Here is a 23295-nt window from a genome sequence, read left to right as displayed (position 1 = left end):
TCGCCGTGCTGTTTTCCCTCGGGCTGTCCGGCTTAGGAGAGCAGTGCCTGCACGCTCACGTAGGCCGCGACCAGCAGGACCAGGACGCCGAAGCCGCGTTTGAGCACCCTGTCCGGAATCCTGGTTCCGAGCCGGCCCGCGATCAGGGAGGCAACCATTGCTGCCCCCGCGAACGCTGCCGTCACGGCCCAGTCGATCTGCAGGTCACCGAGGTGCGCCGCGAAGCCGGCAATCGAGTTGATCACAATAATGACCAGCGAGGTACCGACGGTCACCGCCATCGGCAGGCCCAGGACCAGGGTCAGGGCCGGGACGATCAGGAAGCCGCCGCCGACGCCGAGCAGCCCGGTGAGGAAACCCACGACGGCACCCGTCGCGATGGCCTTGGGCAGGCAGCTGCGCCAATTCACGCCGCCGCTAGGCAGGGCGCAGGAGCCGCCGGAGGCCTTGGCCGGAAGCATCATCCGGATGCCGGCGAACACCATGATGGCGGCGAAAGCCAGCAGCAGCACCTTCGGGTCGAGCAACCGGTTCACGTAAGCGCCCAGGTAGGCAGTTGCCGTGCCGGCCGCACCGATAATGAGGGCCAGCCGCCAGTTCACACCACCCCACAGGCGGGGCAGCACCGCGACGGCGGAGGACGCGCCGACAACGACCAGCGACGTCGGGATCGCCGCAGCCAGCGGAAGCCCCACGCCGTAGACGAGGGCGGGGACGGCGAGAATGGACCCGCCGCCTCCAACCAGGCCCAGCAGGCCGCCGACGACCAGCCCGAACGCCGCCGCGGTGAGGATCATGCCTTGGAGCCCAGGTTCTGCAGCGCCTGGTGGGCGGTGGGCTCGTTGGCGGAACGGTTCCACGGCATCTTGGAGAGCATCTGGCCCATGGCGCAGCTGTTCGTCGCCGCGGAGAAGGTCAGGCCGGCGCCGATGCCGCCGGCAAGCAGGCCGAGCTTCGGCGAGAGCAGCTTGCTGCCCACGATGCTGGCCAGGACCAGGGAGCCGGCCGTCATGCGGACCTGGCGTTCCAAGGCCCAGGTGTTGCGGCCCTTCACCACGTTGCCGCCGGCGGCAGCATAGGCAGGAACGCCGCCGGCCAGCACGCTCGCGCTGCCCAGGCCGACTGCGTCCAGGTGCTTGCGGGCCTGCTCGGCCCGATTCCCGGACTGGCATACGAGGACAACGCGGGTGCCCATCTTGGCGGCGAATTCCTCGGTGTGTTCGCTCAGCATGGGGAGCGGGACATGGTACGAGCCCTTGATGTGCATCGAATCAAACTCGGCACCGCTGCGTACGTCGATCACCATCAGGTCATCGTGGTTGTCCTCCCAGGCCTTGAGCGTGGCGGCGTCAATGGACTGGGGTGCGGACTCGGCCGTAGTGGTCTTGTTTGAGGTAGTCATAGTCTCTTTCGGTCTAGCTTGGGTGGTTCTGGCGGCACCCCTGCGGATGCGGGCCGCCGTCCACCGGCCTGAAGCCCGTTAGGGCGCAGTCAGGACAGGTGGAGGCCCGGGCGGCGCATGGGGGGAGGCGCCGCCCGGGCAGTCTATGGGGAGTGTCAGCCGGCGGGCAGCCCGGCGTCGGACCAGTCGAGCATCCCGCCGGTCATCGTGTAGGCGGTGAAGCCGGCGGCGGCAAGCTGGTCGGCGGCTGCGGCGCTGCGGCGGCCGCTGCGGCAGACGGCGACGACGGGACGGGTCTTGTCCAGTTCCCCCAAGCGGGCCGGCAGCTGCGCCAGCGGGATGTGGCGGGCGCCGGCAATCATGCCGGAAGCAATCTCCTCGGATTCGCGAACGTCCACGACCTGGGCGTCGCTGCCGCTCTTGAGCTGTTCGTTGAGTTGCTGGGCGGTAATGTCCATTGATGTGCACCTTTCGGGAGGCGTTCGGCAGGGGCATGTGGCCGATCCAGCCACTCACAAATATACCCCCAGGGGTATTGAGGTTCAAAATCTGCCGCTGTTCGCCCGGAGTCGCCGGGGGCGCCGCGCAAGCCCCGGGGCGTCAGGCCAGGCGCAGGAAGAGGGCACGGATTTCGTCGAGAGTTAGCCTCTGCACCTCGGCGCCTGGGGGTATTTGATCAAGACCCCGCGCCATCCACCTCCCCCGTGGCGCACGCTTGCTCCGATACCCCCGGGGGTATATATTTGGAGTATGGCAACCATCGACATTTCTGAAAAGACCTTCAACGACACCATTTCCGGCAACGACATCGTCCTGGTGGACTTCTGGGCAGCCTGGTGCGGTCCGTGCCGCATGTTTGCCCCCACATTCCGCAAAGCTTCCGAAGCCCACCCCGACGTCGTCTTCGCGAAGGTGGACACGGAGGCTGAGCCGGGGCTCTCCGCGGCAGCACGCATCACCTCGATCCCCACCCTGATGGCCTTCCGAGAGGGTATCCTCGTCTTCTCGCAGCCCGGCGCCATGAACGCCAGCGGGCTCGACGGACTCATCACCGCCGTCAAGGGGCTGGACATGGAAGAAATCCGGGCCAAGATGGCCGCCGCGCCCGCGTCCTAACCGCCAGCAATACCAAACCAACGCAGCACCCAACCAGCAGCACCCACTTAAGGAGAAAACAATGTGCAGTCCCGTCCGTTGCAATAGCTGTGGAAAGATCACCTGGGCCGGCTGCGGCGAGCATGTCGACTCCGTCATGGCCGAGGTGCCCACCGAACAGCGCTGCACCTGCAAGTGACTCGTCCCCGGCCGGCTCCGGTGCTGGGCTAGCATGCTCAGACGGCGTCGTTGCGATCCGTACGCAGCGACGCCGACCTGACCGCCAGCCCAAGGAGAACCGAAGCCATGTCAGACACCGCCGCGACGCGCGCCCCCAAAAGCTCCGACTCCCCCGGTGGCGTCCGCTGGGGAATCCTCGGCACCGGATTAATCGCCGGGCTGCAGACTTCGGACCTGGTGGAACACGGCTTCAACGTCCAGGCGGTGGGCTCCCGGAACCTCGCGACGGCCCGCGAGTTCGCCGGCAGGTTCCGGCTGCCCGCGGCCCATGGCAGCTACGAAGCGCTGGTGAACGACCCCGAGGTGGACGTCGTCTATATCTCCTCGCCGCACCCGTTCCATTACGAGAACGCACTGCTGGCCCTCAACGCCGGCAAGCATGTGCTGGTGGAGAAGCCGTTCGCCATGAACGAGTGGCAGGCGCAGGAAATCGTGGACCTCGCCGCATCGAAGGGCCTCGTGGCCCTCGAGGCGATGTGGACGCGCTACCTCCCGCACATGGTCCGGGTGCGGGAACTGATCCGCTCGGGTGCCCTGGGGGAGGTCCGGACCGTCATTGCGGACCACAACCAGAACCTGCCCAAGGATCCGGCGCACCGGCTCAACGACCCCGCCCTGGGCGGCGGAGCCCTCCTTGACCTGGGGATCTACCCGGTCTCCTTCGCCTTCGACGTGTTCGGCGAGCCAGCCCGGATCCAGGCAGCCGCCAGCATGACGGCCACCGGCGTCGACCGCCAGACCGCGATGATCTTCGAATACGCGGACGGACAGCAGGCTGTGCTGCACTGCGCACTGGACACCGCTGGGCCCAACCGCGCCGCGGTGATCGGCACCGAAGGCAGCATCGAGATGGACCCGGTCTGGTACACGCCCACCGGTTTCACCCGGTACGACGACGGCGGCAACGTCGTTGAGCGCTTTGACCAGCCGGCCACCGGCCGCGGCATGCAGTACCAGGCGTGGGAAGTCGAGCGGCTCATTGCCGACGGCGCGGTGGCCAACGACGTGCTGTCACCCGGCGAGACGGTCCAGGTCATGGCCGCGCTGGACACTGTCCGAAGCCAGATCGGGCTCAGCTACGCCAGCGACGAACGGTAGGGGCGCGGCAGTTCGGACCCAGCCGGCCTACCCTCCCAGGTCCGGGCGCCGCTCACGGCGTGCGCGTTCGACGTCACGGGCACTGGCTGTGTGCCCGCACCCCGCGAGTCCGGCCACGACGCCGTCGACGTCTTGATCGGAGCGGTTTTGGCTGAGCTTGGTCTTCGCCTCGATCCTGCTGATCAGCAGTTCGACGCCGACAATGGCGCGCAGTTGGCCGGCAATGTACCGCTCCGGCGCATCGTCGACGGACCAGGGCCGGGCTGAACCGGCTTCGTTGAGGTCGGTGAGCCGCCTGACGTGGCCGGCGAGCCAGGCCGGATCATCGTGGATGACCAGGGTGCCGTAGACGTGGGCCGTGGAGTAGTTCCAGGTCGGGACCACGCGCCCGTGTTCGGCCTTTGATGCATACCAGCCCGGTGAAATATAGGCGTCGGCGCCCTGCATGATGACCAGGGCCTCGCCGAGAGCCGGCTCGGACCACTGCGGGTTATTCCGGGCCAGATGGCCGTGCAGGGCCCCGTGCTCGCCGATTGAGGGATCGTAAACCAAGGGCAGCAAGGTGGCGAGCATGCCGTGCGCGGTCGTCGTGACCAGGTTGGCGGCCGCCGGGGTGGTGAGCAGGTCACGGACGGCGCCGGGGCCCGCCGCGAAGTGCGCTGGGATGTACATGGGATTGTCCTTTGCCGTTGGGTGGGGTGCGGGAAAAGTCAGGGCCGCGGTGGCGGCGGTGTTGGCCTCAGCCGGACGCGGACGGCGATGCCCGCGCAGGCAATTACCGCGGCCCCGCCAACCAGGGTGGTCGGCGTCAAGGTTTCACCAAGGAGCAGCGCGGCCCAGGCGATGCTCAGCACCGGCTGGATCAGCTGGATCTGGCTGACTTGGGTCATGGGGCCGATGGCGAGGCCGCGGTACCAGGCGAAGAAGCCGAGAAACATGCTGACGACGCCGAGGTAGGCGAAGGCGGCCCACTGCGCCGGAGTACCCGACGGGGGTGCTGGATCATCGTCCACGCGGCCAGAAACAGCATCAACGGCGCGGCGAGCACGAGCGCCCACGAGACGGTCTGCCACGCACCGAGCTCCCGGGCGAGGAAGCCCCCTTCGGCGTAGCCGATGGCTGCGGCGACGACCGCGCCCAGCAGCAGCAGGTCCGACCAGTGCAGTTGCCCGAAGCCCCCGGGCTGCGCGAAGGCGAAGCCGAGGGCCGCCGCGGCGCCGGCAGCCGTAGCGAACCAGAAAGCCGCGCGCGGACGTTCGTGGCCGCGGAGGACGACGGCGGTGGCGGTAGCGGCCGGGAGCAGGGCGATAACGACTGCGCCGTGGCTGGCGGGCACACTGGTCAGCGCGAACGAGGTGAGCAGCGGGAAGCCGACGACGATCCCGCCGCCGACCACCGCGAGACGGGCCCACTGAAGGCCCAGCGGAAACCGCTGACGGGTCAGCACCAGGGCGGTGGCAGCCAGGGCCGCGGCAACGACCGCCCGGCCGGAGCCGATGAACAAGGGCGACAGTCCCGCCACCGCCACCCGGGTGAAGGGAACGGTGAAGGAGAACGCCGCAACTCCGAGCAGTCCCCACCCGAGGCCGCCGCCGGAACGGCCGGACCGAGGGGTCGGTATCACTGGGCGAAAAAGTACAGTAGCGCTACTATTGTCTCTCATGAACCACGATAGCAGTTCACGGATTGTGACGCAGCTCAAAGAGTGGATCGCACGTGCCGCCCCCGGAGCCCGGCTGCCGTCTACGCGGTCGCTGGTGGCCGAACACCAGGCCAGTCCCGTCACGGTGCAGAAGGCGCTGCAGGTCCTTGCCGCCCAGGGGCTCATCGAGAGCCGGCCCGGCGTCGGGACCTTCGTCCGGGAGATCCGGACGGCGCGCCCCTCCGACTACGGCTGGCAGACCGCGGCGCTGCGGACGCCGCACGCGCAGCTTCGTCCGGCATCCACCGCGATGCGCAGCGCGGCGAACGATGTCATCGCCCTGCACTCCGGCTACCCGGCCCGCGAACTGCTGCCCGAACGGCTGGTCCGGGCGGCCCTGACCAGGGCCGCCCGGGGCGACGCGGCGCTGTCCCGCGCACCGGCAGCGGGGCTCCCGGAGTTGCAGTCCTGGTTCGCGCACGAGCTGGGTGCCTCGATGCAGGCCGGCGTCACCCCGCCGGCTGCGAGCGACGTCGTCGTACTGCCCGGAACCCAAAGCGGACTCAGCTCGATCTTCAGGTCGCTGGTGGGCAGCGGGCAGCCGCTGCTTATGGAATCCCCAAGCTACTGGGGCGCGATTCTCGCTGCCGCCCAGGCCGGCGTGAGCGTCGTTCCCGTTCCGAGCGGACCCGACGGCCCGGAGCCGGACGGGTTGGACCGCGCGTTCCAGGAGACCGGCGCACGCCTGTTCTACGCGCAGGCCAACTACGCCAACCCCACCGGGGCGCAGTGGACGGGCCGGCGTGGCGAAGAGGTCCTGGAGGTGGTGCGCCGGCACGGAGCGTTCCTGGTGGAGGATGACTGGGCCCACGACTTCGGCATCACTTCGGCCCCCTCCCCCGTCGCCGCGCGTGACGATTCCGGCCACGTCGTATACCTGCGGTCCCTGACGAAGAGTGTCTCGCCGGCCATGCGGGTGGGGGCCGTGATCGCGCGCGGCCCGGCTCGGGACCGCATCCTCGCGGACCGCGGGGCCGAGTCGATGTACGTCAGCGGCGTCCTCCAGGCCGCCGCCCTCGACGTCGTCACCCAGCCGGCCTGGCAGACGCACCTGCGCAGCGTCCGCCACCAGCTCCAGTCACGCCGCGACCTGCTGGTCACGAGCCTTCGCGAGCATGCCCCGCAGGCCCATCTGACGCTGGTCCCCAAGGGCGGGCTGAACCTCTGGGCCCGCCTGCCTGACGGGACCGACGTCGACCGGCTCAGCGCCGACTGCGAGCGCGCCGGGGTGCTGATCGCCGCCGGCATGGAATGGTTCCCTGCCGAACCCGCAGGCCCCTTCATCCGGCTCAACTACGCCGGGCCGAACCCGGGGGCCTTCCCGGAGGGCGCCCGGGTCCTGGGCCAGGCGATCGAGCGGAACGGGCAGTAGCAGATGGTGCGGCAGCGGACGCTACGCTGGCGGCCGCTGGTAGGGTCTGCGCATGGATGAAAATTTGGGGAAGTTCATCGACGATTTTGCGCAGCTTGTGCAACTTGCGCAGTCCGGCCAGCACCGGACGCCGGCGGGACCACAGTTGCTGTCGACGCTTACCGAACATTTGGGCGCGCCGGCCGGGTCGGTTTCTGTCGTGGTGGAGGAGATTCCGCCGCACCGGTTCGTCGACGCAGACATCCTAATGGCCGAGCTGGCGGGCGCGGATCCGAAGTCCCGGCTGGTCGGCATCGGTGGCGGCGACCAGCGACACCATCATTCCTTGAGCGACATGCTGCAGCAGGCGCAGGTCTTTCCCCAATTCCCCCTCTCCCAGCCGGACTACGCCAACCTCGCGGTGGGCCCTGACGAGCAGCGGCAGGCCGTGGCGCTGGGGCTCTGGCTGTTCAGTCACGGCGGACATCCGATCGTGGTGCTGCAACGGGATGCCAACCCCCGGTACGGTCGGCAAACGGCGTCCCTGGAAGTCCTGGCCGGCGCTACCGATACTGCCGCAAGCTTCCTCGCGGAGTTCCGACGTCGGATGCAGCGCCACAGCATCTTGAAGGGACAGGTCATCTCCCTTGTCATGGGCGAGTACGGACCCAGCGCGGCAGGCGTGACCTTCCACGCCCGGCCGGATCTGGCCGCGTCCGAGGTCATCCTGCCGGACGGTCTGCTGCAGAAAGTGTCTGACCATGCCCTCGGCATCGCCGAGCACCGGGACACCCTCAACCAGTACGGGCAGCACCTGAAGCGGGGCATCCTGCTCTACGGGCGGCCGGGCACCGGAAAGACCCACACGGTGCGGTATCTGCTGAGCCGGAGCCAAGGTGCCACTGCCATCCTGTTGTCCGGCGGATCGCTTGCCCGGATTTCCGAGGCGGCCTCCATGGCCAGGGCGCTGCAGCCCTCCATCGTGGTGCTCGAGGACTGTGACCTCATTGCCGAGGACCGCAGCTTCGGACATGGACCCCAGCCGCTGCTATTCGAGGTGCTCGACGCGATGGATGGCCTGGCCAGCGACGCCGACGTGGCGTTCGTCCTCACCACCAACCGGGTGGACATGCTGGAACGCGCCCTCGCGCAACGCCCCGGGCGGGTGGATCTGGCCGTGGAGATTCCCCTGCCCGCGCAGCCCGAGCGCGTGGCGTTGCTCAAGCTGTATTCACGCGGGATCCCCTTCAGTGCGGCCGCCCTTGATGAGGCGGCTGCCCGCACCGAAGGAACCACGGCCTCCTTTGCCCGCGAACTGATCCGCCGTGCCGTCGTGGCGGCCGCCCTGGCCGGCGTCCCGGTCGCGGACGGCCACCTTCAGACGTCCGTGGGCCAGCTGATGGCCGACGGCGAGGCGCTCACCCGCAGTTTGCTGGGCAGCGGGGTCGGAGAGGGCGCTGGTGGTGGCCCTGCCGGAGGCGGATTCCGGGGTTCAGCTGCTTTCTGACTCAACGAGACGTTTCAGATTTGAGAACTGGCGGGTCTGCATGACCCAGTGCGAGGGCTCCAACACCAAGATACTCAGCGCAGGTTGAAGCCATTGGGGCCGGAACGACCAATAGCCGCTGACCACCAGCCTGGTGCGGCCGCCTGCCGCGTCCTTCAGCTCGAACCCCCACAGCGAGTCGGTGAAGTGACGGGGCCGCTCTCCCGCCGGGTCGAACGGACGCCCGCGCAAATCGATCGACATGCGCAGACCCAGAAACTTCTCGGGTTCCAGCGCCGCGACCTCCCACCACTGGCTGCCGTCCGGCGTGGCCGCCAGCCGGTCCCCAACGGCGGCATCCTGCCACTCAGGATGGATTGTCCCGGCACTGCGGCGCCCGAAGTTATCCAGGCGGTCCCAGCTGTACCAGCCGCCCCGCCTGGTTCCCATCTGCACCAGCCAGGGCCACACGCGCGAACGTGGCGCGTCAATGGTCACGGCCATCGTGGCGCTTCGGGTCCCGTCCGGGATAAGCCCGGCACCTGGGTAGGGTCCGTGAACTTCACCGTCGGTCGCACCGGCGCGTAGCAGGCGCGGGCGCACAACCATCAGATAAGCGGCGGTGAGAAACGCGGCAACTGCGCCGGCCATTCCCCCCGTCCGCTGCGAGGTCATCGTGGCACCCCCTCAGGGTTCAGATGCGTCCGGAAGAACGCCAGGACACGCCGTCGGGCGTCTTCGGCCGAGGGCTCGTGGTAACCGGCGGCCACCAGTTTCGCCAGCAACTTGTCGCCGAACGTCAGGTCTGACGGGCCATGCCGGTTGAGGAAGCCGTGGCCCGCGCCGGGATAGACCTTGATGTCGCGGTCTATCCCTGCGTCAGCCAGCAGCGGTTCCAGCCGGGCGGGCACCCGGCGCACCCCGGGCCAGCGGTCTCTTGCTCCGTAGCTCGCCACTATTGGGCAGGCCCGCGGCATGGCCCTGGCCGTGGCGTCGTCGAGTCCGCCGTAGTTCACGCTGGCCGCGGCGAAGTCGTGATCCGGTGCGAGCATGAGGGCGAAGCCACCACCCATGCAGAAGCCGATCACCCCGACGCGGCCTGTGCAGTCGCCACGTGCCACCAGCCAAGCGCGGGTGAGGTCCAGGTCGCCGAGGGGTCGCCAGCCGCGGATAAGGGACCAGAGGCAGGCTGCCCTGGTGTCCCAGTAGAACAGGTCCGGTGCCACTGCGAGGAACCCCTCGCGGGCCAGCCAGTCGGCCTGGCCCCGGGTGTCTCGGCTCAGGCCCAGCGCGTCATGGATAACCACGACGCCGGGCCAGGGACCTTCGCCGGCCGGCGTGGCCAAGTAGGCCGGCATTTCGCCGCGGGAGGTGCCAATGATTACCTCGGCCATGGGGCCTCCCGGAAGACTGGAACAATCAGGACCTGATTACCGGCCTACCAGCGACATGCCCCTCGCGGGAAGAGTCATTGGCCACCGACCGGCCACGGCGGCCTCCCGGGAGAGCTCCTGCACGAGGGCTCGGGTTCGCCGGCGTAGCTGCGCCCGAAGCGGGCAAGGCCGCCGTCGAGGTACCCGACCTGGTCCCGGGCATCCGCCTGGGCCCAGGAGTCCTCCTCGGCCATATAGAGCGGGTTCTCGAAGCGCATGTCAATCACGCCGGTGCCGAGTTCGATGCGCGAGGTGCGGCGGCGATTGCGGCGAGCAGCGGAAACGGCGAGGCCTGCTGCTCGGCAAAAAATGTTGAACTCTCACAGGGACTCGGGCTCCCGGAAGCGGACGGGTGTCGCGCCTCCCGGATGCCGGCAGCGGGAAGGCCTTCCGGCACTGGTCCTTCGGGGGCGGCCCGGCCTAATCTGGGCACAGATTTTGAGCGTGATAGCTGGACAGAAAATGGCGCAGAAAAAGCGATTCGGAGCTCGGCTGGCCGCGGCCTTTAGGAGGGTCCTCGGGTTCTTGATAGTGAGCGCGTTCTGCGGTGTTCTGGCCGCCAGCCTGGTGGTCCCCGGTGTGGCGGCGGCCGGGGTCGCCGTCAGCAGATCAATCACGTTCTTCAATAACCTTCCCTCCGAGCTGGCCGTGACTGCGCCGTCGCAGTCAACCAAAGTCCTGAGCGCGGACGGGAAACCGATTGCCACCTTTTTCGCGGAGAACCGTGTGAAGGTGAGGCTGGACCAGATGTCCCCGTACATCAAGGATGCGATTGTCGCCATCGAGGACAGCCGCTTCTACGAACACGGCGGCGTCGACCCGCAGGGCATTCTCCGGGCGCTCACTTCCAACCTGACCGGCGGCGCGAGGCAGGGAGCATCGACGCTCACCCAGCAGTACGTCACGAACGTAATCAACGAGTCCCTGCTGTCGGCGGACCGGAGCGATCAGGTCATCCTCAGCGGGCAGAAAAACATCGGCGACAAGGTACGCGAGATGAAGCTCGCCATCGAGCTGGAAAAGAAGTACACCAAGGCACAGATCCTGGAGGGCTATCTCAATATCGTGTTCTTCAGCCGCGACGCATACGGCATTGAGGCCGCAGCCAGGCATTTCTTCAGCACCACCGCCAAGGCTCTCACCCTGCCCCAGGCTGCCCTGCTGGCCGGCCTGGTCAACAGTCCCAGCTTCTACGACCCCGCCGTCCATCCGGAAAACTCCATCAAGCGGCGCAACCAGGTCCTGGACAAGATGCTCAGCGAGGAAAAAATTACCCAGGCTGCCCATGACGCCGCCGTCGCCAGCGGTGTCAGGCTGAAAATCGCCGCCGCAAAGCAGGGCTGCTCCGCGGCGGACATGGCCCCGTACTTCTGCGACTATGTCTCCCACCTGATCCTCAACAACCCGGCCTACGGCGCCGACACCACGGAACGCGAAAGGAGGCTGTACCGCGGCGGCCTGACCATCACCACCACGCTGGACAGCAGGCTGCAGGCGGCCGCCCAGGTGCAGGTCGACGCCACAGCCGGGGCCAACCCGGACAAATGGGGCGCGTCCCTGGTCTCTATCCAGCCGGGCACCGGCAAGATCCTCGCCATGGCGCAAAACACCGTGTTTCTGCCCGCCCCCGGAAAGTTCGACACCCAGCTGAACTTCAACGTCGATTCCAAGGACGCCAACGGCAAGGACCTGAACGGCGCCGGCGGATTCCAGCCCGGGTCCACAATGAAACCGTTCACTTTCGCGGAGTGGCTCAATGAAGGCAAATCCATGCTCACCAAGGTGGATGCTTCCCGGCGGGTCTATCCGCTGGACTTCCCCTGGAGGTCCAGCTGTGGCAAGGTCCTCGGCGCCTACAACACAGCGCAGAGGGCCCTCGGTGCCGCCGACGACTTGAAGAACAATGATGAGGGCTACTACCGCAAGATGCCCGTCAATTACGGGCTCTACAACTCCATCAACACGGCAACCTTCGCCGAGGCCGCCCAGCTGGACTTCTGCGGCATCCAGAAAATGGTGGACACGGTGGGCCTCCACAGCGGCGTGGACAACGCCCGGGTGAACATGCACCAGCTGGGCAACTTGCTCGGGGCCATCGGCGTGGCGCCGCTCCATCTGGCGAATGCCTTTGCCACCTTCGCCGCCGATGGCAAGTACTGCGCCCCCATCGCGATCACCGCGGTGACCGATGCCGCCGGACGGGAGCTTCCGGCCCAGGCCAGCGACTGCCGGAGCGCGGTCAGGCCCGAGGTGGCCCGCGGCGTGAATGCCGTGCTGCAGGACGTGCTGAAACGGGGGTCGGGAATCTACATTGAACCCAAGGTCCAGGCCCGAGTTCCGGTGGCTGCCAAGACCGGCACCTCCAACAACAATGGCGCGACCTGGGTGGTCGGCTACACCACCGGCCTCGCCACCGCATCGTTCTTCGGCGACACCCTGGCGGGCCAGAAACGGCCAGGCCAGAACGTCACCATCAACGGCAAGTTCTACCGGAACATTGACGGTTACATGCTCGCCGGCCCGCAGTGGGCCAACTACATGCAGCAGGTGGCCCCGCTCTACCCCGCCGCACCCTTCCCGCCGCCGCCCAAGTCGATGACCAAGCCCTGAGCCTCGCTCCGCCCCGGTACCGAGTCCGATGACAACTCTTGCTCTCCACGGCCGCTGCGCGTATGAGAGAAGCATGAGTTCGCAACGGGACGTCCTCCACGGACGCGTGGCGGTCGTGACCGGCTCGACACGCGGTTTGGGTTTTGCCATGGCGCGGCTGCTGGGGCACCAGGGGGCGACCGTGGTGCTGGCGTCAAGATCCGACGCCGACGTCGCCGCCGCCGTGGAGCGGCTGAGAACGGAAGGGATCGCGGCGTCCGGACGTCGCTGCGACACCGGGGAGCTCGCCGACGTGGAGGCCCTTCGCGACGAGGCGCTAAGCCGCGGGACGCTCGACATCTGGGTCAACAACGCCGGAGTCTCCGGCGTCTTCGGGCCCACGGCGTCCACACCGGTCGACGACTTCACGCGGGTGGTGCGCACAAACATCCTCGGCACGTTCCACGGATCGAGAGTCGCGTTGCCCGTGTTCCTCGGCCAGGGCCGCGGCGACCTCGTCAACGTCTACGGCCAAGGCGACCGGGGGCCCGTCGCGCTGCAGAATGCCTACGCGTCAAGCAAGCGCTGGGTCCGGCAGTTCACCGAGACGTTGCGGCTGGAGACCCGAGGCACCGGCGTCCGGGTGCATGGCATGAACCCGGGGCTGGTGGTGACGGACCTGCTGGGGCACATCACGTCCCAGCCGGGGTACGACCATCGGCTGGGCGCGTTGCAGCTCGTCGTCGGATTGTGGGGGCAGACCCCCGACGACGCCGCGCGCCCCCTCCTGGATCTCGTAACGTCGGACGCGGCCGAGTTCCGGTATCTGACGAAGACCACCATGGTGACCCGTGGGGTGCGCAACGTGCTGGCCGGACGGCTCCGCCGGGCCAACCGGATGCCACTGAGCGTCACGGTCCTGGACGCGAACGGCCGGGGCTGACACCCGGGAAGCACGTGGCGCCGGCATGGCTCAGTACCGGTAAAAGCCCTCGCCCGTCGCGACACCGAGCTTGCCCATGTCGATGTAATTGTCCTTCAGATACTTAGCGAATGCCTGAGACCCGGCGTCCGGCGAGGAGGCGGCGATGTTGTACGCGGTGCCCAGGCCGACGACGTCGAAAATCTGGAACGGTCCGCTCGGCGCCCCGGTGGCAATGCGCCAGGTCTTGTCGATTGTCTCCGGGCTGGCGATGCCCTGCAGCAGCAGGCCGGCGGCCGCGTTCAGCAACGGAACCAGCAGCGAGTTCAGCACGTAGCCGGCCTTCTCCTTCTTGATCTCGATCGGCTCCAGGCCGCCGTTCCGCGCGAACTCGACGACGGCGTCGAACACTTCCGGGTCGGTGTCGGCGGTGCCCATCACCTCGGCGATGTTTTGCGCCCAAATGTTGTTGGCGTAATGGATGGCGAGGAAGCGGTCGGGGCGGCCGGTGGACTCCTTGAGGTCGCTGGGCAGCAGGGTTGAGGAGTTGGTGGCGAAGATGGTCCTGGCGGGGGCCAGCTCCGCGAGTTTGCGGTACACGTCCCGCTTGAGCTCGAGCAGTTCGGGTACGGCCTCGATCACGAGGTCCGCCTCGGAGACGGCGCCCCGGAGGTCGGCGGTGAGGCGAAGGTTGCCGAGAGCCGCCTCGGCCTTGCCCTCCCCGGCGCCGGCAATGTTCGCCGCCCGGTAGATGCCGGCGAGCTGCGCGAAGCGGGAGCGGGCCTTGTCGAGGGCCTCATCGTCGAGGTCGTAGGCGGTGACGGCGAACCCGTGGAACGCGGCCTGGTAGGCGATTTGGGAGCCGAGTACTCCGGTGCCAAGCACGGTGAGGGTCTTGATTTCTGCCATTTGCGTTCTTCCTTTCGGCGCGGACGTTACCGTCGGCCGGGGTTGTCGGAGCCGTAGATGCTGCGGATCCAGATGGTCGATAACACGTGCAGGGCGCTGGACTCCGGGATGGCGGGACTCTCCTGGTTGAGGACCGCGGTGATCACCCGTTCGTTCATCAGGTTGAGGCTTACGGCCAGGTCGTGGGCGTCGACGCCCTCCGGCGCAGCGCCTCGTGCCTGCTCGGACCGGATCACGTCGCTGGAGAAGTCGACCCATGACTGCATCGACTTGGACCAGAGCGCACGCACCTCCTCGTTGCGGGCGCGCGCCGCGATCGCCGCCGTGGAAACACCCCGGTGGGCCGCGAACACCTCGACGAACATGCCAATGGAACGGGTCCAGGCTGCCGCGGGGTCGCTCTCGAAATCGCGCGGCAGGTCACCGACCCGGTGCTCAACCTCGGTGATGACACGGTCCAGCAGGGCCAGCAGCACCTCGTCCTTGGACCCGAAGTAGAAATAGAAGGTAGGGCGTGAAATGCCGGCGCCGCGGGCCAGCTCCTCAATCGAAATATCGTCGAAGGCCCGCTCGGCCAGGAGGGCCTCGGCGGTAATCAGGATTGTGTCCTGGCGCTCATCACCCGAGACCTTTGCGGAGCGTCTTCCTCGCTGAACCATGCCGCCCATCCTAATCCAACTTTCCGACGCCGTGTTGACTCTCTCAACACTAAGTCGATAACTTGGCGGTATGAGCGAACACGTGGATGTGTTGATTGTCGGCGCCGGGCTGAGCGGCATAGGCTTCGCCAGCCGGCTGAAACGCGAGATGCCCGGGAAGTCGTTCGCGATCCTGGAATCCCGCAGCGCCGTCGGAGGCACCTGGGACCTCTTCCGGTACCCCGGCATCCGCTCCGACAGCGACATGTACACGCTCGGCTACTCCTTCCGGCCCTGGGCCGGCGCCAAGGCCATCGCCGACGGCGATTCGATTCGCGAGTACATCCAGGCGACGGTCGCGGACGAGGGTCTCGAATCGCGGATCCGGCTGAATTACCGGGTCGTCTCGGCCGAGTGGTCAAGCGAAACCGCGCTGTGGACGGTGACGGCGGTCCCGACGTCGGGCGGCGAGTACCGCCAGGACGCTGCGGCATCCCGTCCCGGCAAGCCCGCCACCTTTACCTGCTCGTTCCTGTCCGTCTGCTCGGGTTACTACCGCTATGACGAGGGCTTCACCCCGGCCATCGAGGGCGCCGACACCTTCACCGGATCGATCGTCCACCCGCAGCACTGGCCGGCCGACCTCGATTACGAGGGCAAGCAGGTGGTGGTCATCGGCAGCGGCGCCACCGCGGTGACGCTCGTGCCGTCGATGGCGAAGACGGCCGCCAGGGTCACCATGCTGCAGCGCTCCCCCACCTACATCGCCCCCGTGCCCTCCCGGGACCACCTGGCCGACCGCCTCCGAGGCAAGATGCCCGCCCAACTGGCTTACGACGTCGTCCGGGCCAAGAACGTTCTCTTTTCGATGTTCACGTACCAGCTCAGCCGGCGGCGGCCGGAAACGATGAAGGCGATCCTCCGGAAATCAGCCGTCGCCAAACTGCCGGCCGGCTTTCCGGTCGACACGCACCTGGCCCCGTCGTATCAGCCCTGGGACCAGCGGGTCTGCGCCATCCCCAATGGGGACCTTTACCGGGCGATCAGCGCCGGCACTGCCGACATCGTGACCGACGAGATCTCCCGGATCACCCCGGACGGGATTGACCTGGTTTCCGGCGGATCGATTCCTGCCGACGTGATTGTCACGGCGACCGGGCTGAACCTGCTGGTGATTGGCGGAATGACCCTCACCGTGGACGGCGAGCCCGTGGACGTCGGCAAGACCTTGACCTACAAGGGCATGATGCTCGACGGCGTACCCAACTTTGCGCTCACCATCGGCTACACGAACGCGTCATGGACGCTCAAGGCCGATCTGGTCGCGGGTTATATCTGCCGGCTGCTCAAGCACCTCGACCGCCGGAACCTGCAGTGGGTTGCACCCGCGGCGCCCGGCGAGGTTGCGGACGCGGGGCTAACTTCGCTGATCGACCTGAAAGCCGGGTACATCCTGCGCGGCGCGGACAAGCTCCCCCGGCAGGGCGCCGGCTCACCCTGGCGGCTGCACCAGAATTATCTGCGCGACTTCGCCCTGCTCAGGGCCGGCCGGGTCACGGACCACGTCCGTTTCGGCCGGCGTGGGCAGCAGGTGCGCGCGTTCGGACGTACGACGGCGGCGCTTGGCCCTCTTGAGCTTCCGGGAACGGGATACGTCAACGTCGGCGGTGCGCGGCTGCGCTTCCGGAAGACCGGCAGCGGGGATCCCGTGCTGCTCCTGCACGGCATCGGCCAGAGCCTGGAGGATTGGAACGAGCAGCACGATCGTCTCGCGGCACGGCACACGGTCATCAGCGTGGACCTGCCCGGGTTCGCGTACTCTGCCCGCCTCTCCGGGCCGGCGACGTTGGCAAAGCTTGCCGACGCCCTGCCGGCCCTCCTCGACGCCGTCGGGGTGCACGAGCCGCTGCCCGTGATCGGCAACTCGCTCGGCGGGGCCGTCGCCATGAAACTGGCGGCCGACCATCCGGACCGCGTCTCCGCCCTGGTTCTTGCCAACAGCGCCGGATTCGGCAAGGAGGTTGCGCTGGTCCTGCGCCTGCTTACGGTCCGGCCGCTCGCGGCCCTGCTCATGCGTCCCGCTGCGGCGGCCTCCCGCCGCACGGTCGAGTCGATCTTCTATGACAAGAGGCTGGTGACCGACGCCCGGGTTGGCAACGCTTTCGCCCTGTCGCGACGGGCCACGCACCGCAAGACGCTGCTGGACGTCGCCCGCGACCTTGGCACAGTCTCCGGCGTTCGGGCCGAATGGCGGACGTCCCTGCTTGGTGCTTTGGCGACGTCGGAGATACCCGCCCTGGTGTTGTGGGGCTCCCACGACCACATCCTGCCGTTTAGCCATCTGGCGGCGGCGACGGCGGCACTGCCGCACGCCGAGTCACATGTCTTCGCTAAGACGGGGCACATGCCGCAGATCGAGCGGCCTGACGAGTTCGCCGCAGTGGTGGAGGAGTTCCTCTCCCGGCGCGTGGCGGGGCGCGAGGCTGCCAACATCTGATCCGACCGGCGTTGCCGTTGCGTTGCCGTTGCCGTTGCCGTCTGCCGCGAGCATGATGACTTGATGGAGGAAACGGTGTGAACAAGAACCGCCTGGAGGCGTTCAGCGACGGCGTGCTGGCCATCATCATCACGATCATGGTCCTGGAGCTGAGGGTGCCGGAGGAACCGACCTGGCATGGCCTGGCTGATGTCCTGCCAACCTTCCTCAGCTACCTGCTCAGCTTCATTTACGTTGGAATCTACTGGAACAACCACCACCACATGATCCACCTGGCCGACCACGTCAACGGGTCAATCCTCTGGGCCAACCTGCACCTGTTGTTCTGGCTTTCGCTGTTCCCCTTCACGACCCGCTGGATGGATGAAACCGGCTTCGTCCAGGTACCGGTGCTGGTCTACGGGATGAACTTGTTCTGTGCAGCCATCGCCTACTTCATTTTGCAGCAGGCACTGATCCGCCAGCAGGGCAGAGACGGCGCCCTGGCACGCGCTGTCGGCCGGGACTGGAAGGGCAAGGCGTCGCCGCTGATTTACCTCACCGGGATTGCCGTGGGCGTCGTACAACCGCTGTTCGGGCTTGCCGTGTACACCGTGGTGGCCCTGATCTGGCTGGTGCCGGACCGCCGGGTTGAGCACTTTGTCACCCAGGCGGGCCGTGGCTAGTCAGCCCTGAGGCCCGAACCACCTGGCCAGCGCCTCGGCCAGCCCCCGCGAGGTTCCGTCTCCCGTCCACGCCACATACCCGTCCGGACGGATCAACACGGCAGCCGGGGCGCTCACCGGACCGATCACCGGAAGCTCCCATCCGCCGTCGTACATGGCGTCCACCGGCTGCACCCGGTCCGCCCACGGCCCCGGGTCGACGCTGCCCGGCGCCCCGAGGTTGAGCAGCACCGCGCGGGCGTTGTGCAGGTAGCTGAACACCCGCCGCGGACCGCTGGCGGTGACGACGTCGAGATCGGGCATCCGGCGTCCGAGCAGCGGGTGCCCCTCCCCCAGGTCGTAGCGGACGTCGAGGCCGGAGATGAGGCCGCCAAGCCGCTTCCGGGCCTCATCGATCGTCAGCAGGCCGGCCACTGTGTCGGCCAATGCGCCGATGCGCGGGTCGGACCGCTGCATAACGGACTGTGCCATCGTGTGCCGTAGCGCGCGCGCCCCGGCGGGGTGCCGCTCGGCGTGATAGCTGTCCAGCAGGCCCTCCGGCGCCTTTCCCTTGACCACCTGGGCGAGTTTCCAGCCGGGGTTCACGGCGTCCTGGATCCCAAGGCCGATCCCCTGGCCGCCCGAGGGCGAGTGGATGTGCGCGGCGTCCCCGGCGAGCAGCACACGGCCGCTGCGGTAGGCCGCGGCCTGGCGTGTGGCGTCGGTGAACCGCGAGATCCAGGTCGGAGTATGGACCCCGAAGTCCGTGCCGTAGACCTCGACCAGCGCCCTGGCGAGGTCGGCCAGGGTCGGCTCGGTGGCCGGCCCAAGGTGTTTCTCGGTCACGACCACCCGCATGGTTCGCCCGTCCTCCATCGGGTGCAGCCCGTGGACCCCCACCTCGTCGATGCGCATGCCCTCTGGCGTCTCCTCCGACACCTCCACCTCGGCGATCAGGCTGCTCCTCGTCGCATCCCAGCCGGGGAACTCGATGCCGGCCGCCTTCCGGACGGCACTCCGCCCGCCGTCGGCGCCCACCAGGTACAGCGCGCGCATCGCACCGCCGTCGGCGAGATGGACCGTGACACCGCCGCTGTCCTGGGCAAAGCCGGCAACGTCGAGCCCCCGATGGACCGGCACACCCAGCTCCTCCACCCAGCCTGCCAGGATCCGCTCGATGTGGTTCTGCCACAGGCCGAGCGTGTACGGATACCGGGTAGGAAAGTCACCCAGGTCCAGCGCCGTCGTGCCGAAGAATGCCGCCTGGACGGCCTTGCCCTCGGCGAGGAACCGGTCTGCAATCCCGCGCTGGTCGAGGAGTTCGATCGTCCGCGAGTGGAACCCGCCCGCTCTCGAGCCCACCAGTTCCGGCGTCGGTCGGCGTTCCACAATCGCCACATCTATCCCGGCCAAGGCGAGCTCGCCGGCCAGCATCAACCCCGTCGGACCGCCGCCCGCAACGATCACATCAACCACCAATACCCCCGCCTCTCCGCGCCTTGTCCAGGCTGGCTTCCCCGGCACCGCTTCCGGCACCACCGAGCCAGTTTGAAGCATGAAGGGGGCCTTGCCGCAAGCCCCTTAGGGCGCGGTAGATTGGAAGAAGAGCGGGGCATCCGGAGAACGGACCGGAGGAAGTCCGCAGCAGGTTTCTTGGCTTAGGTCAGGGTCCAGGAGCGCTTCGACAGGCCGAACCAGAACCCGTCGATGGCGGTCTTGGCCTGCAGGTCACCGGACTCGTAGGCAGCGCCAAGCGCCACATACAGCGGTGCCCAGTGCTCGCTGCGGGGGTGCGCCTCGCGGGCTGCCGGGGCCTTGTGCAGGAAGTCCAGGATAGAGTCGACGTCGCCGCGCGCCATCGCTTCCTCGGCCCACTGGTCGAACTCACGGGAGACCGACGGCGGGGTGCTGTCGGGTCCCCCGGCGGGGTTGAACCAGCGCAGGTTGTGTGTGGTGAAGCCGGATCCGACGATCAGCGTGCCGCGGTCCCGCAACGGCGCCAGCGACTTGCCCAGATCGAACAGGCCCTGCGGATCAAGGGTGGGCATCGACATCTGCACCACCGGTACATCCGCGTCCGGGAACATCTCCTTGAGCGGGACGTAGGCGCCGTGGTCCAGGCCGCGGCTCTCGTCCCGCTCGACGTGGTGGCCATGGCCGACCACAAGCTTCTCCACCTCGGCGGCCAGCCCGGGAGCCTGCGGGGCGTCGTACGTGACGTCGTAGTACTTCTGGGCGAACCCGCCGAAGTCGTAGACCAGTCCCGGGTTGCGCCCGGTGGCACTGAGGGTGACCGGGGCGTTCTCCCAGTGGGCGGACACCATCAGGATGTCTTTGGGCTTGTCAAAGGTGGCGGACCAATTCTTGAGTTCACCCGTCCACGTCGCGTCGTCGGCCAGCGGCGGCGCGCCATGGCTGAGGAAAAGAACCGGAGGGCGGTCGAGTGTCGAAGTCATGCCTTCAGCTTAGTCGGCTTTACTTGAAGGTTCAAGCTTCGTGAATCACATAGTGAGGGCTAGCTTCCCCGGACCGGCGCCGCAAACTCGACTGCTGCGGCCGATGCCTGCCGGTGATGTTTAGGGCAGACTGGTGGCGTGGACGGAATCCGGTGGGTGCTGCACGTCGATCTCGACCAGTTCATCGCCGCCGTCGAAGTGCTCCGGCGGCCGGAGCTTGCGGGCAAGCCGATCATCGTCGGCGGCCGCGGCGATCCCACGGAACGGGCGGTGGTCTCCACCGCGTCCTACGAAGCCAGGGCGTTCGGGGTGGGATCCGGAATGCCCTTGCGCATTGCGGCCCGGAAAGTGCCCGACGCCGTGATCCTGCCCGTCGATCACGAGGCATACCTCGCGGCGTCTGAAACGGTGATGGCTACCCTGCGCGCGCAGCCGGGCGCCACCGTCCAGGTGCTGGGTTGGGATGAAGCCTTTGTCGGCATCGAGTCAGAGGATCCGGAAGCCTACGCCCGGCAGGTGCAGGCCGCCGTCCTGGAGCAAACGCAGCTGCATTGCAGCGTGGGCATCGGCGACACCCTGGTCCGTGCCAAGGTAGCCACCGGTTTCGGCAAGCCGGCCGGCGTCTTCCGCCTCACTTCCGAGAACTGGCTCGAGGTCATGGGCAGCCTGCCCACCAAGGAGCTGTGGGGCGTCGGAACCAAGGTGTCCGGCCGGCTGGCCAAACTGGGCATCAACACTGTCGCCGAGCTCGCCGCCGCCGACCCCCAGGACCTGGTCCCGGAGTTCGGCCCCAGAATGGGTCCCTGGTACGCGGAGCTGGCACGTGGCGACGGCGCCAGCGTGGTGGACGCCACCCCGTGGGTTGCCCGCGGTCACAGCAGGGAGACCACCTTCCAGCGCGACCTGACCGAGCCTGCCCAGGTGGACGATGCCGTCAGGGAGCTGACGGCGCGCGTCCTCGAGGATGTTGCGGCCGAAGGACGTCCCGTCATTGGGCTGACCTTGAAGGTTCGGTACGCGCCATTCGTCACCAAGACCCACGCAAGGAAGATTCCCGAGACGTTCGACCGGGACGAGATCCTCGCGCAGGCGTTGGACCTTGCGGCCGCCATCGAAGCGGGCCGGCCCATCCGGCTCCTGGGCCTGCGGGCCGAAATGCCGATGCCCGACGACGCCCGGAAGGGTCACACCCCAACGCGCGGCGGCTGGTGACGCCGTCGTGCGGCGGCTAGCGACGCCGTCGTGCGGCGGCCGCAGCTAGCGGGCAGATCCGCGGGCGGATCAACTCGTCGGACCGTCGCACGCCCTGGTCGTAGCCCGGCGACCGACCGTCGGCGCGCTGACGCCGCCGGGAATAGTGTCGTCACAACAGGTCCGTTCCAGCCATACTCCGATACTCTGGAAGAGGTCAGGCAGTGGCCTCCGTTCTTTTCCAGAGGACACACTGTATGCTCGCGAAACTCTCCGTAACTGTCGCCGTCGACATGGACGCCGCCGCAGTTACCCTTCGGCCCACCGGCCGGTTGACCCCCAAAAACGTTCAAGGCCTCCTCGCGGTGGTGCGACGCGCGACGCGCGTCCTGCCCGGCTTTGACGTCCTGCTTGATCTTGACCAGCTCCTCGTGGATTGCCCTGAAACGCTCCCCGCCCTTAGCCAGGCCGGGGCCGGACCATTCGCAGCCATCACGCACGCGCCGGGTGCCGCCCCAGTGCCCCAACGCGGACGGCCGCGTGATGGAACTAAGCAGCTCCGGCTGCCACGAGCGGATATTCCACCATTTCGGGAGATGGCCGTTCGTGCCCGCTGAAGACCTGTTGAAGTTGCGCCAATCACTGCGTCAGGCACAGAGCCTCGGCGGCCGGACCGGCGCCAGCGAGCTCCTTCTCCTTGTCGGTGAGGAAGTAGACAGGCGCCGGGGCGGCGCACCGCGCGACGATGAGCCCTCCGGGGACGGGGCAGGCGCGAACTGACGATCTGCCGCGGCACTGCCCTACTTTGGACGCGGAGGTATTTCGGTCGACATTTCTCCGCTACTGGTCAGGTTTTCTGCCACCTCACGCAGTTTCGTGTTGGAAGTGGTGCTGGCGCGGGAGAGGACCAGAAAGGCCTGCTGGGCGGTTAGTTTGTAACGCTCCATGAGGATGCCTTCGGCCTGGCCGATGAGCTGGCGGGAGACCAGCGCCTCATTGAGCTGGCTGATTTTCTGGGAGTCGGCGAAGGCCACCGCTGCGTGGGCAGCGACGAGCAGCCCAATTTGCTCCGACTCTAGGTCGAAAGCGTTCGGACTGGCTCCATACAGGTTCAACGCACCCAGCCGGTCGCCTTCGACGAACAACTGGATTGAAAGCATGCTGCGCGCCCCAAGCTCAACGGCGCCGCGGGAGAAGGCCGGCCAACGGGTCTCACTGCTGAGGTCGGGCACCCGCACAATCCGGTCCTCGTAGGCCGCGTCCAGGCACGGCCCCTGTCCGGATGTGCTTTGCAGAGCGTCAACCCTGCGGGGAAGGTCTCCCGAAGCGACCGGTGAATCGATCTTCTTCCGGCCAGTGACCACGCTGATGGACGCATCGGCGGCGCCGGGGATGAGCTGGACGGCGGCCTGCACTATCCCGGCAAGCACCCTGTCGGGATCATGTTCGTGCTGCAGCTCCCTGGCCAGGTCGCTGAGCTGTGTGGCCAGTCCGCCGCTGCCACTCCCGCCCTGTTCTGGCTGCCCGGAAGGGCCGTCCGTCTGTGATGCGTCGGTGTTCATCTGCTCACCTCAGTTCTTCCGTATGCGCTGATACTACGTCCGGAATCCCCTGCCGGACCCTCTCGGCAGGGGTTTTCTTC

At 67.6% G+C, this 23295-nt stretch carries 20 protein-coding genes and 2 pseudogenes; 9 read left to right on the top strand and 13 right to left on the bottom strand.

All coding sequences use genetic code 11. From position 1 onward, the window contains the following. Positions 1-32 precede the first annotated feature (32 nt). From AB4Y91_RS06535 to AB4Y91_RS06525, 3 genes are all read right to left on the bottom strand, one after another. Positions 33-797: a sulfite exporter TauE/SafE family protein gene (locus AB4Y91_RS06535; RefSeq protein ID WP_441417644.1), complete on the bottom strand. Its 765-nt coding sequence runs from the start codon at positions 795-797 to the stop codon at positions 33-35. Continuing rightward, positions 794-1402 carry a rhodanese-like domain-containing protein gene (locus AB4Y91_RS06530; RefSeq protein ID WP_441417643.1) on the bottom strand — a complete coding sequence of 203 codons (609 nt, stop codon included), beginning with the start codon at positions 1400-1402 and terminating at the stop codon, positions 794-796. Before AB4Y91_RS06530 ends, AB4Y91_RS06535 begins: the two co-directional genes overlap by 4 nt. Before the next feature lie 155 nt (positions 1403-1557). Continuing rightward, a complete protein-coding gene (locus AB4Y91_RS06525; RefSeq protein WP_441417642.1) occupies positions 1558-1860 on the bottom strand; it encodes a rhodanese-like domain-containing protein in 303 nt (100 codons plus the stop codon). A gap of 292 nt (positions 1861-2152) precedes the next feature. Here AB4Y91_RS06525 and trxA point away from each other — a divergent pair, with 292 nt between their 5' ends. Further along, positions 2153-2518 carry a thioredoxin gene (gene trxA / locus AB4Y91_RS06520; protein ID WP_441417641.1) on the top strand — a complete coding sequence of 122 codons (366 nt, stop codon included), beginning with the start codon at positions 2153-2155 and terminating at the stop codon, positions 2516-2518. A 285-nt stretch (positions 2519-2803) separates the two neighbouring features. After that, positions 2804-3835 carry a Gfo/Idh/MocA family protein gene (locus AB4Y91_RS06515; RefSeq protein ID WP_441417640.1) on the top strand — a complete coding sequence of 344 codons (1032 nt, stop codon included), beginning with the start codon at positions 2804-2806 and terminating at the stop codon, positions 3833-3835. A gap of 27 nt (positions 3836-3862) precedes the next feature. Here the strand turns inward: AB4Y91_RS06515 and AB4Y91_RS06510 are convergent, their stop codons facing one another. Both AB4Y91_RS06510 and AB4Y91_RS06505 read right to left on the bottom strand, forming a co-directional pair. Next, the gene (locus AB4Y91_RS06510) at positions 3863-4507 is read right to left on the bottom strand and encodes an FMN-binding negative transcriptional regulator (RefSeq protein ID WP_441417639.1); all 645 of its coding nucleotides are present in this window, start codon (positions 4505-4507) and stop codon (positions 3863-3865) included. 38 nt (positions 4508-4545) lie between these two features. After that, positions 4546-5498 (bottom strand): annotated as a pseudogene (locus AB4Y91_RS06505) (DMT family transporter). Here AB4Y91_RS06505 and AB4Y91_RS06500 point away from each other — a divergent pair. Together AB4Y91_RS06500 and AB4Y91_RS06495 are read left to right on the top strand one after the other, a co-directional pair. Beyond that, positions 5497-6909 carry an aminotransferase-like domain-containing protein gene (locus tag AB4Y91_RS06500; RefSeq protein WP_441417638.1) on the top strand — a complete coding sequence of 471 codons (1413 nt, stop codon included), beginning with the start codon at positions 5497-5499 and terminating at the stop codon, positions 6907-6909. The pseudogene AB4Y91_RS06505 and the gene AB4Y91_RS06500 sit on opposite strands and share 2 nt — an antisense overlap. A 52-nt stretch (positions 6910-6961) precedes the next feature. Next, positions 6962-8395 (top strand): ATP-binding protein, encoded by a 1434-nt coding sequence (locus tag AB4Y91_RS06495; RefSeq protein WP_441417637.1) that lies wholly within the window; start codon positions 6962-6964, stop codon positions 8393-8395. Here AB4Y91_RS06495 and AB4Y91_RS06490 read toward each other — a convergent pair. From AB4Y91_RS06490 to AB4Y91_RS06480, 3 genes and pseudogenes are all read right to left on the bottom strand, one after another. Beyond that, entirely contained in the window at positions 8381-9049 is a 669-nt protein-coding gene (locus AB4Y91_RS06490) for a hypothetical protein (RefSeq protein ID WP_441417636.1), read from the bottom strand. The two genes, AB4Y91_RS06495 and AB4Y91_RS06490, sit on opposite strands and share 15 nt — an antisense overlap. After that, positions 9046-9768: a dienelactone hydrolase family protein gene (locus AB4Y91_RS06485; RefSeq protein ID WP_441417635.1), complete on the bottom strand. Its 723-nt coding sequence runs from the start codon at positions 9766-9768 to the stop codon at positions 9046-9048. The genes AB4Y91_RS06490 and AB4Y91_RS06485 overlap by 4 nt, the downstream gene beginning before the upstream one ends. Before the next feature lie 122 nt (positions 9769-9890). Further along, positions 9891-10084 (bottom strand): annotated as a pseudogene (locus AB4Y91_RS06480) (hypothetical protein); the annotation flags it as partial. A 185-nt stretch (positions 10085-10269) separates the two neighbouring features. Here AB4Y91_RS06480 and AB4Y91_RS06475 point away from each other — a divergent pair. Together AB4Y91_RS06475 and AB4Y91_RS06470 are read left to right on the top strand one after the other, a co-directional pair. Then, complete coding sequence (locus tag AB4Y91_RS06475) at positions 10270-12417, top strand: transglycosylase domain-containing protein (RefSeq protein ID WP_441417873.1); 2148 nt, start codon at positions 10270-10272, stop codon at positions 12415-12417. 73 nt (positions 12418-12490) lie between these two features. Further along, on the top strand, positions 12491-13339 hold the full coding sequence (locus AB4Y91_RS06470; RefSeq protein ID WP_441417634.1) for an SDR family oxidoreductase: 849 nt from the start codon (positions 12491-12493) through the stop codon (positions 13337-13339). 30 nt (positions 13340-13369) lie between these two features. On the opposite strand, the gene AB4Y91_RS06465 is transcribed toward AB4Y91_RS06470, so the two are convergent. Beyond that, positions 13370-14227 (bottom strand): 3-hydroxyacyl-CoA dehydrogenase, encoded by an 858-nt coding sequence (locus AB4Y91_RS06465; RefSeq protein WP_441417633.1) that lies wholly within the window; start codon positions 14225-14227, stop codon positions 13370-13372. Between the two features lie 26 nt (positions 14228-14253). Beyond that, positions 14254-14886, bottom strand: coding sequence for a TetR/AcrR family transcriptional regulator (locus tag AB4Y91_RS06460; RefSeq protein WP_441417632.1), 633 nt, complete (start codon positions 14884-14886; stop codon positions 14254-14256). Between the two features lie 70 nt (positions 14887-14956). Between AB4Y91_RS06460 and AB4Y91_RS06455 the strand changes: the two genes are divergently transcribed. Further along, on the top strand, positions 14957-17362 hold the full coding sequence (locus AB4Y91_RS06455) for an alpha/beta fold hydrolase (protein ID WP_441417631.1): 2406 nt from the start codon (positions 14957-14959) through the stop codon (positions 17360-17362). A gap of 77 nt (positions 17363-17439) precedes the next feature. After that, positions 17440-18027 carry a TMEM175 family protein gene (locus AB4Y91_RS06450; RefSeq protein WP_441417630.1) on the top strand — a complete coding sequence of 196 codons (588 nt, stop codon included), beginning with the start codon at positions 17440-17442 and terminating at the stop codon, positions 18025-18027. Here the strand turns inward: AB4Y91_RS06450 and AB4Y91_RS06445 are convergent, their stop codons facing one another. Together AB4Y91_RS06445 and AB4Y91_RS06440 are read right to left on the bottom strand one after the other, a co-directional pair. After that, the gene (locus AB4Y91_RS06445) at positions 18028-19482 is read right to left on the bottom strand and encodes an FAD-dependent monooxygenase (protein ID WP_441417872.1); all 1455 of its coding nucleotides are present in this window, start codon (positions 19480-19482) and stop codon (positions 18028-18030) included. A gap of 182 nt (positions 19483-19664) precedes the next feature. After that, the gene (locus tag AB4Y91_RS06440) at positions 19665-20462 is read right to left on the bottom strand and encodes a dioxygenase family protein (RefSeq protein ID WP_441417629.1); all 798 of its coding nucleotides are present in this window, start codon (positions 20460-20462) and stop codon (positions 19665-19667) included. 138 nt (positions 20463-20600) lie between these two features. On the opposite strand from AB4Y91_RS06440, the gene AB4Y91_RS06435 reads away from it, so the two are divergent. Beyond that, a complete protein-coding gene (locus tag AB4Y91_RS06435) occupies positions 20601-21674 on the top strand; it encodes a DNA polymerase IV (protein ID WP_441417628.1) in 1074 nt (357 codons plus the stop codon). A gap of 779 nt (positions 21675-22453) precedes the next feature. Here AB4Y91_RS06435 and AB4Y91_RS06430 read toward each other — a convergent pair. After that, positions 22454-23215, bottom strand: a complete 762-nt coding sequence (locus AB4Y91_RS06430; RefSeq protein WP_441417627.1) for a GAF and ANTAR domain-containing protein — start codon at positions 23213-23215, stop codon at positions 22454-22456. Positions 23216-23295 lie beyond the last annotated feature (80 nt).

It is taken from the genome of Arthrobacter sp. YAF16 (genome assembly GCF_052113385.1).
In the GTDB taxonomy this organism is placed as follows: domain Bacteria; phylum Actinomycetota; class Actinomycetes; order Actinomycetales; family Micrococcaceae; genus Arthrobacter.
Note: the sequence above shows the minus strand (reverse complement) of the source record. Positions and strands in the feature narration are given on the sequence as shown.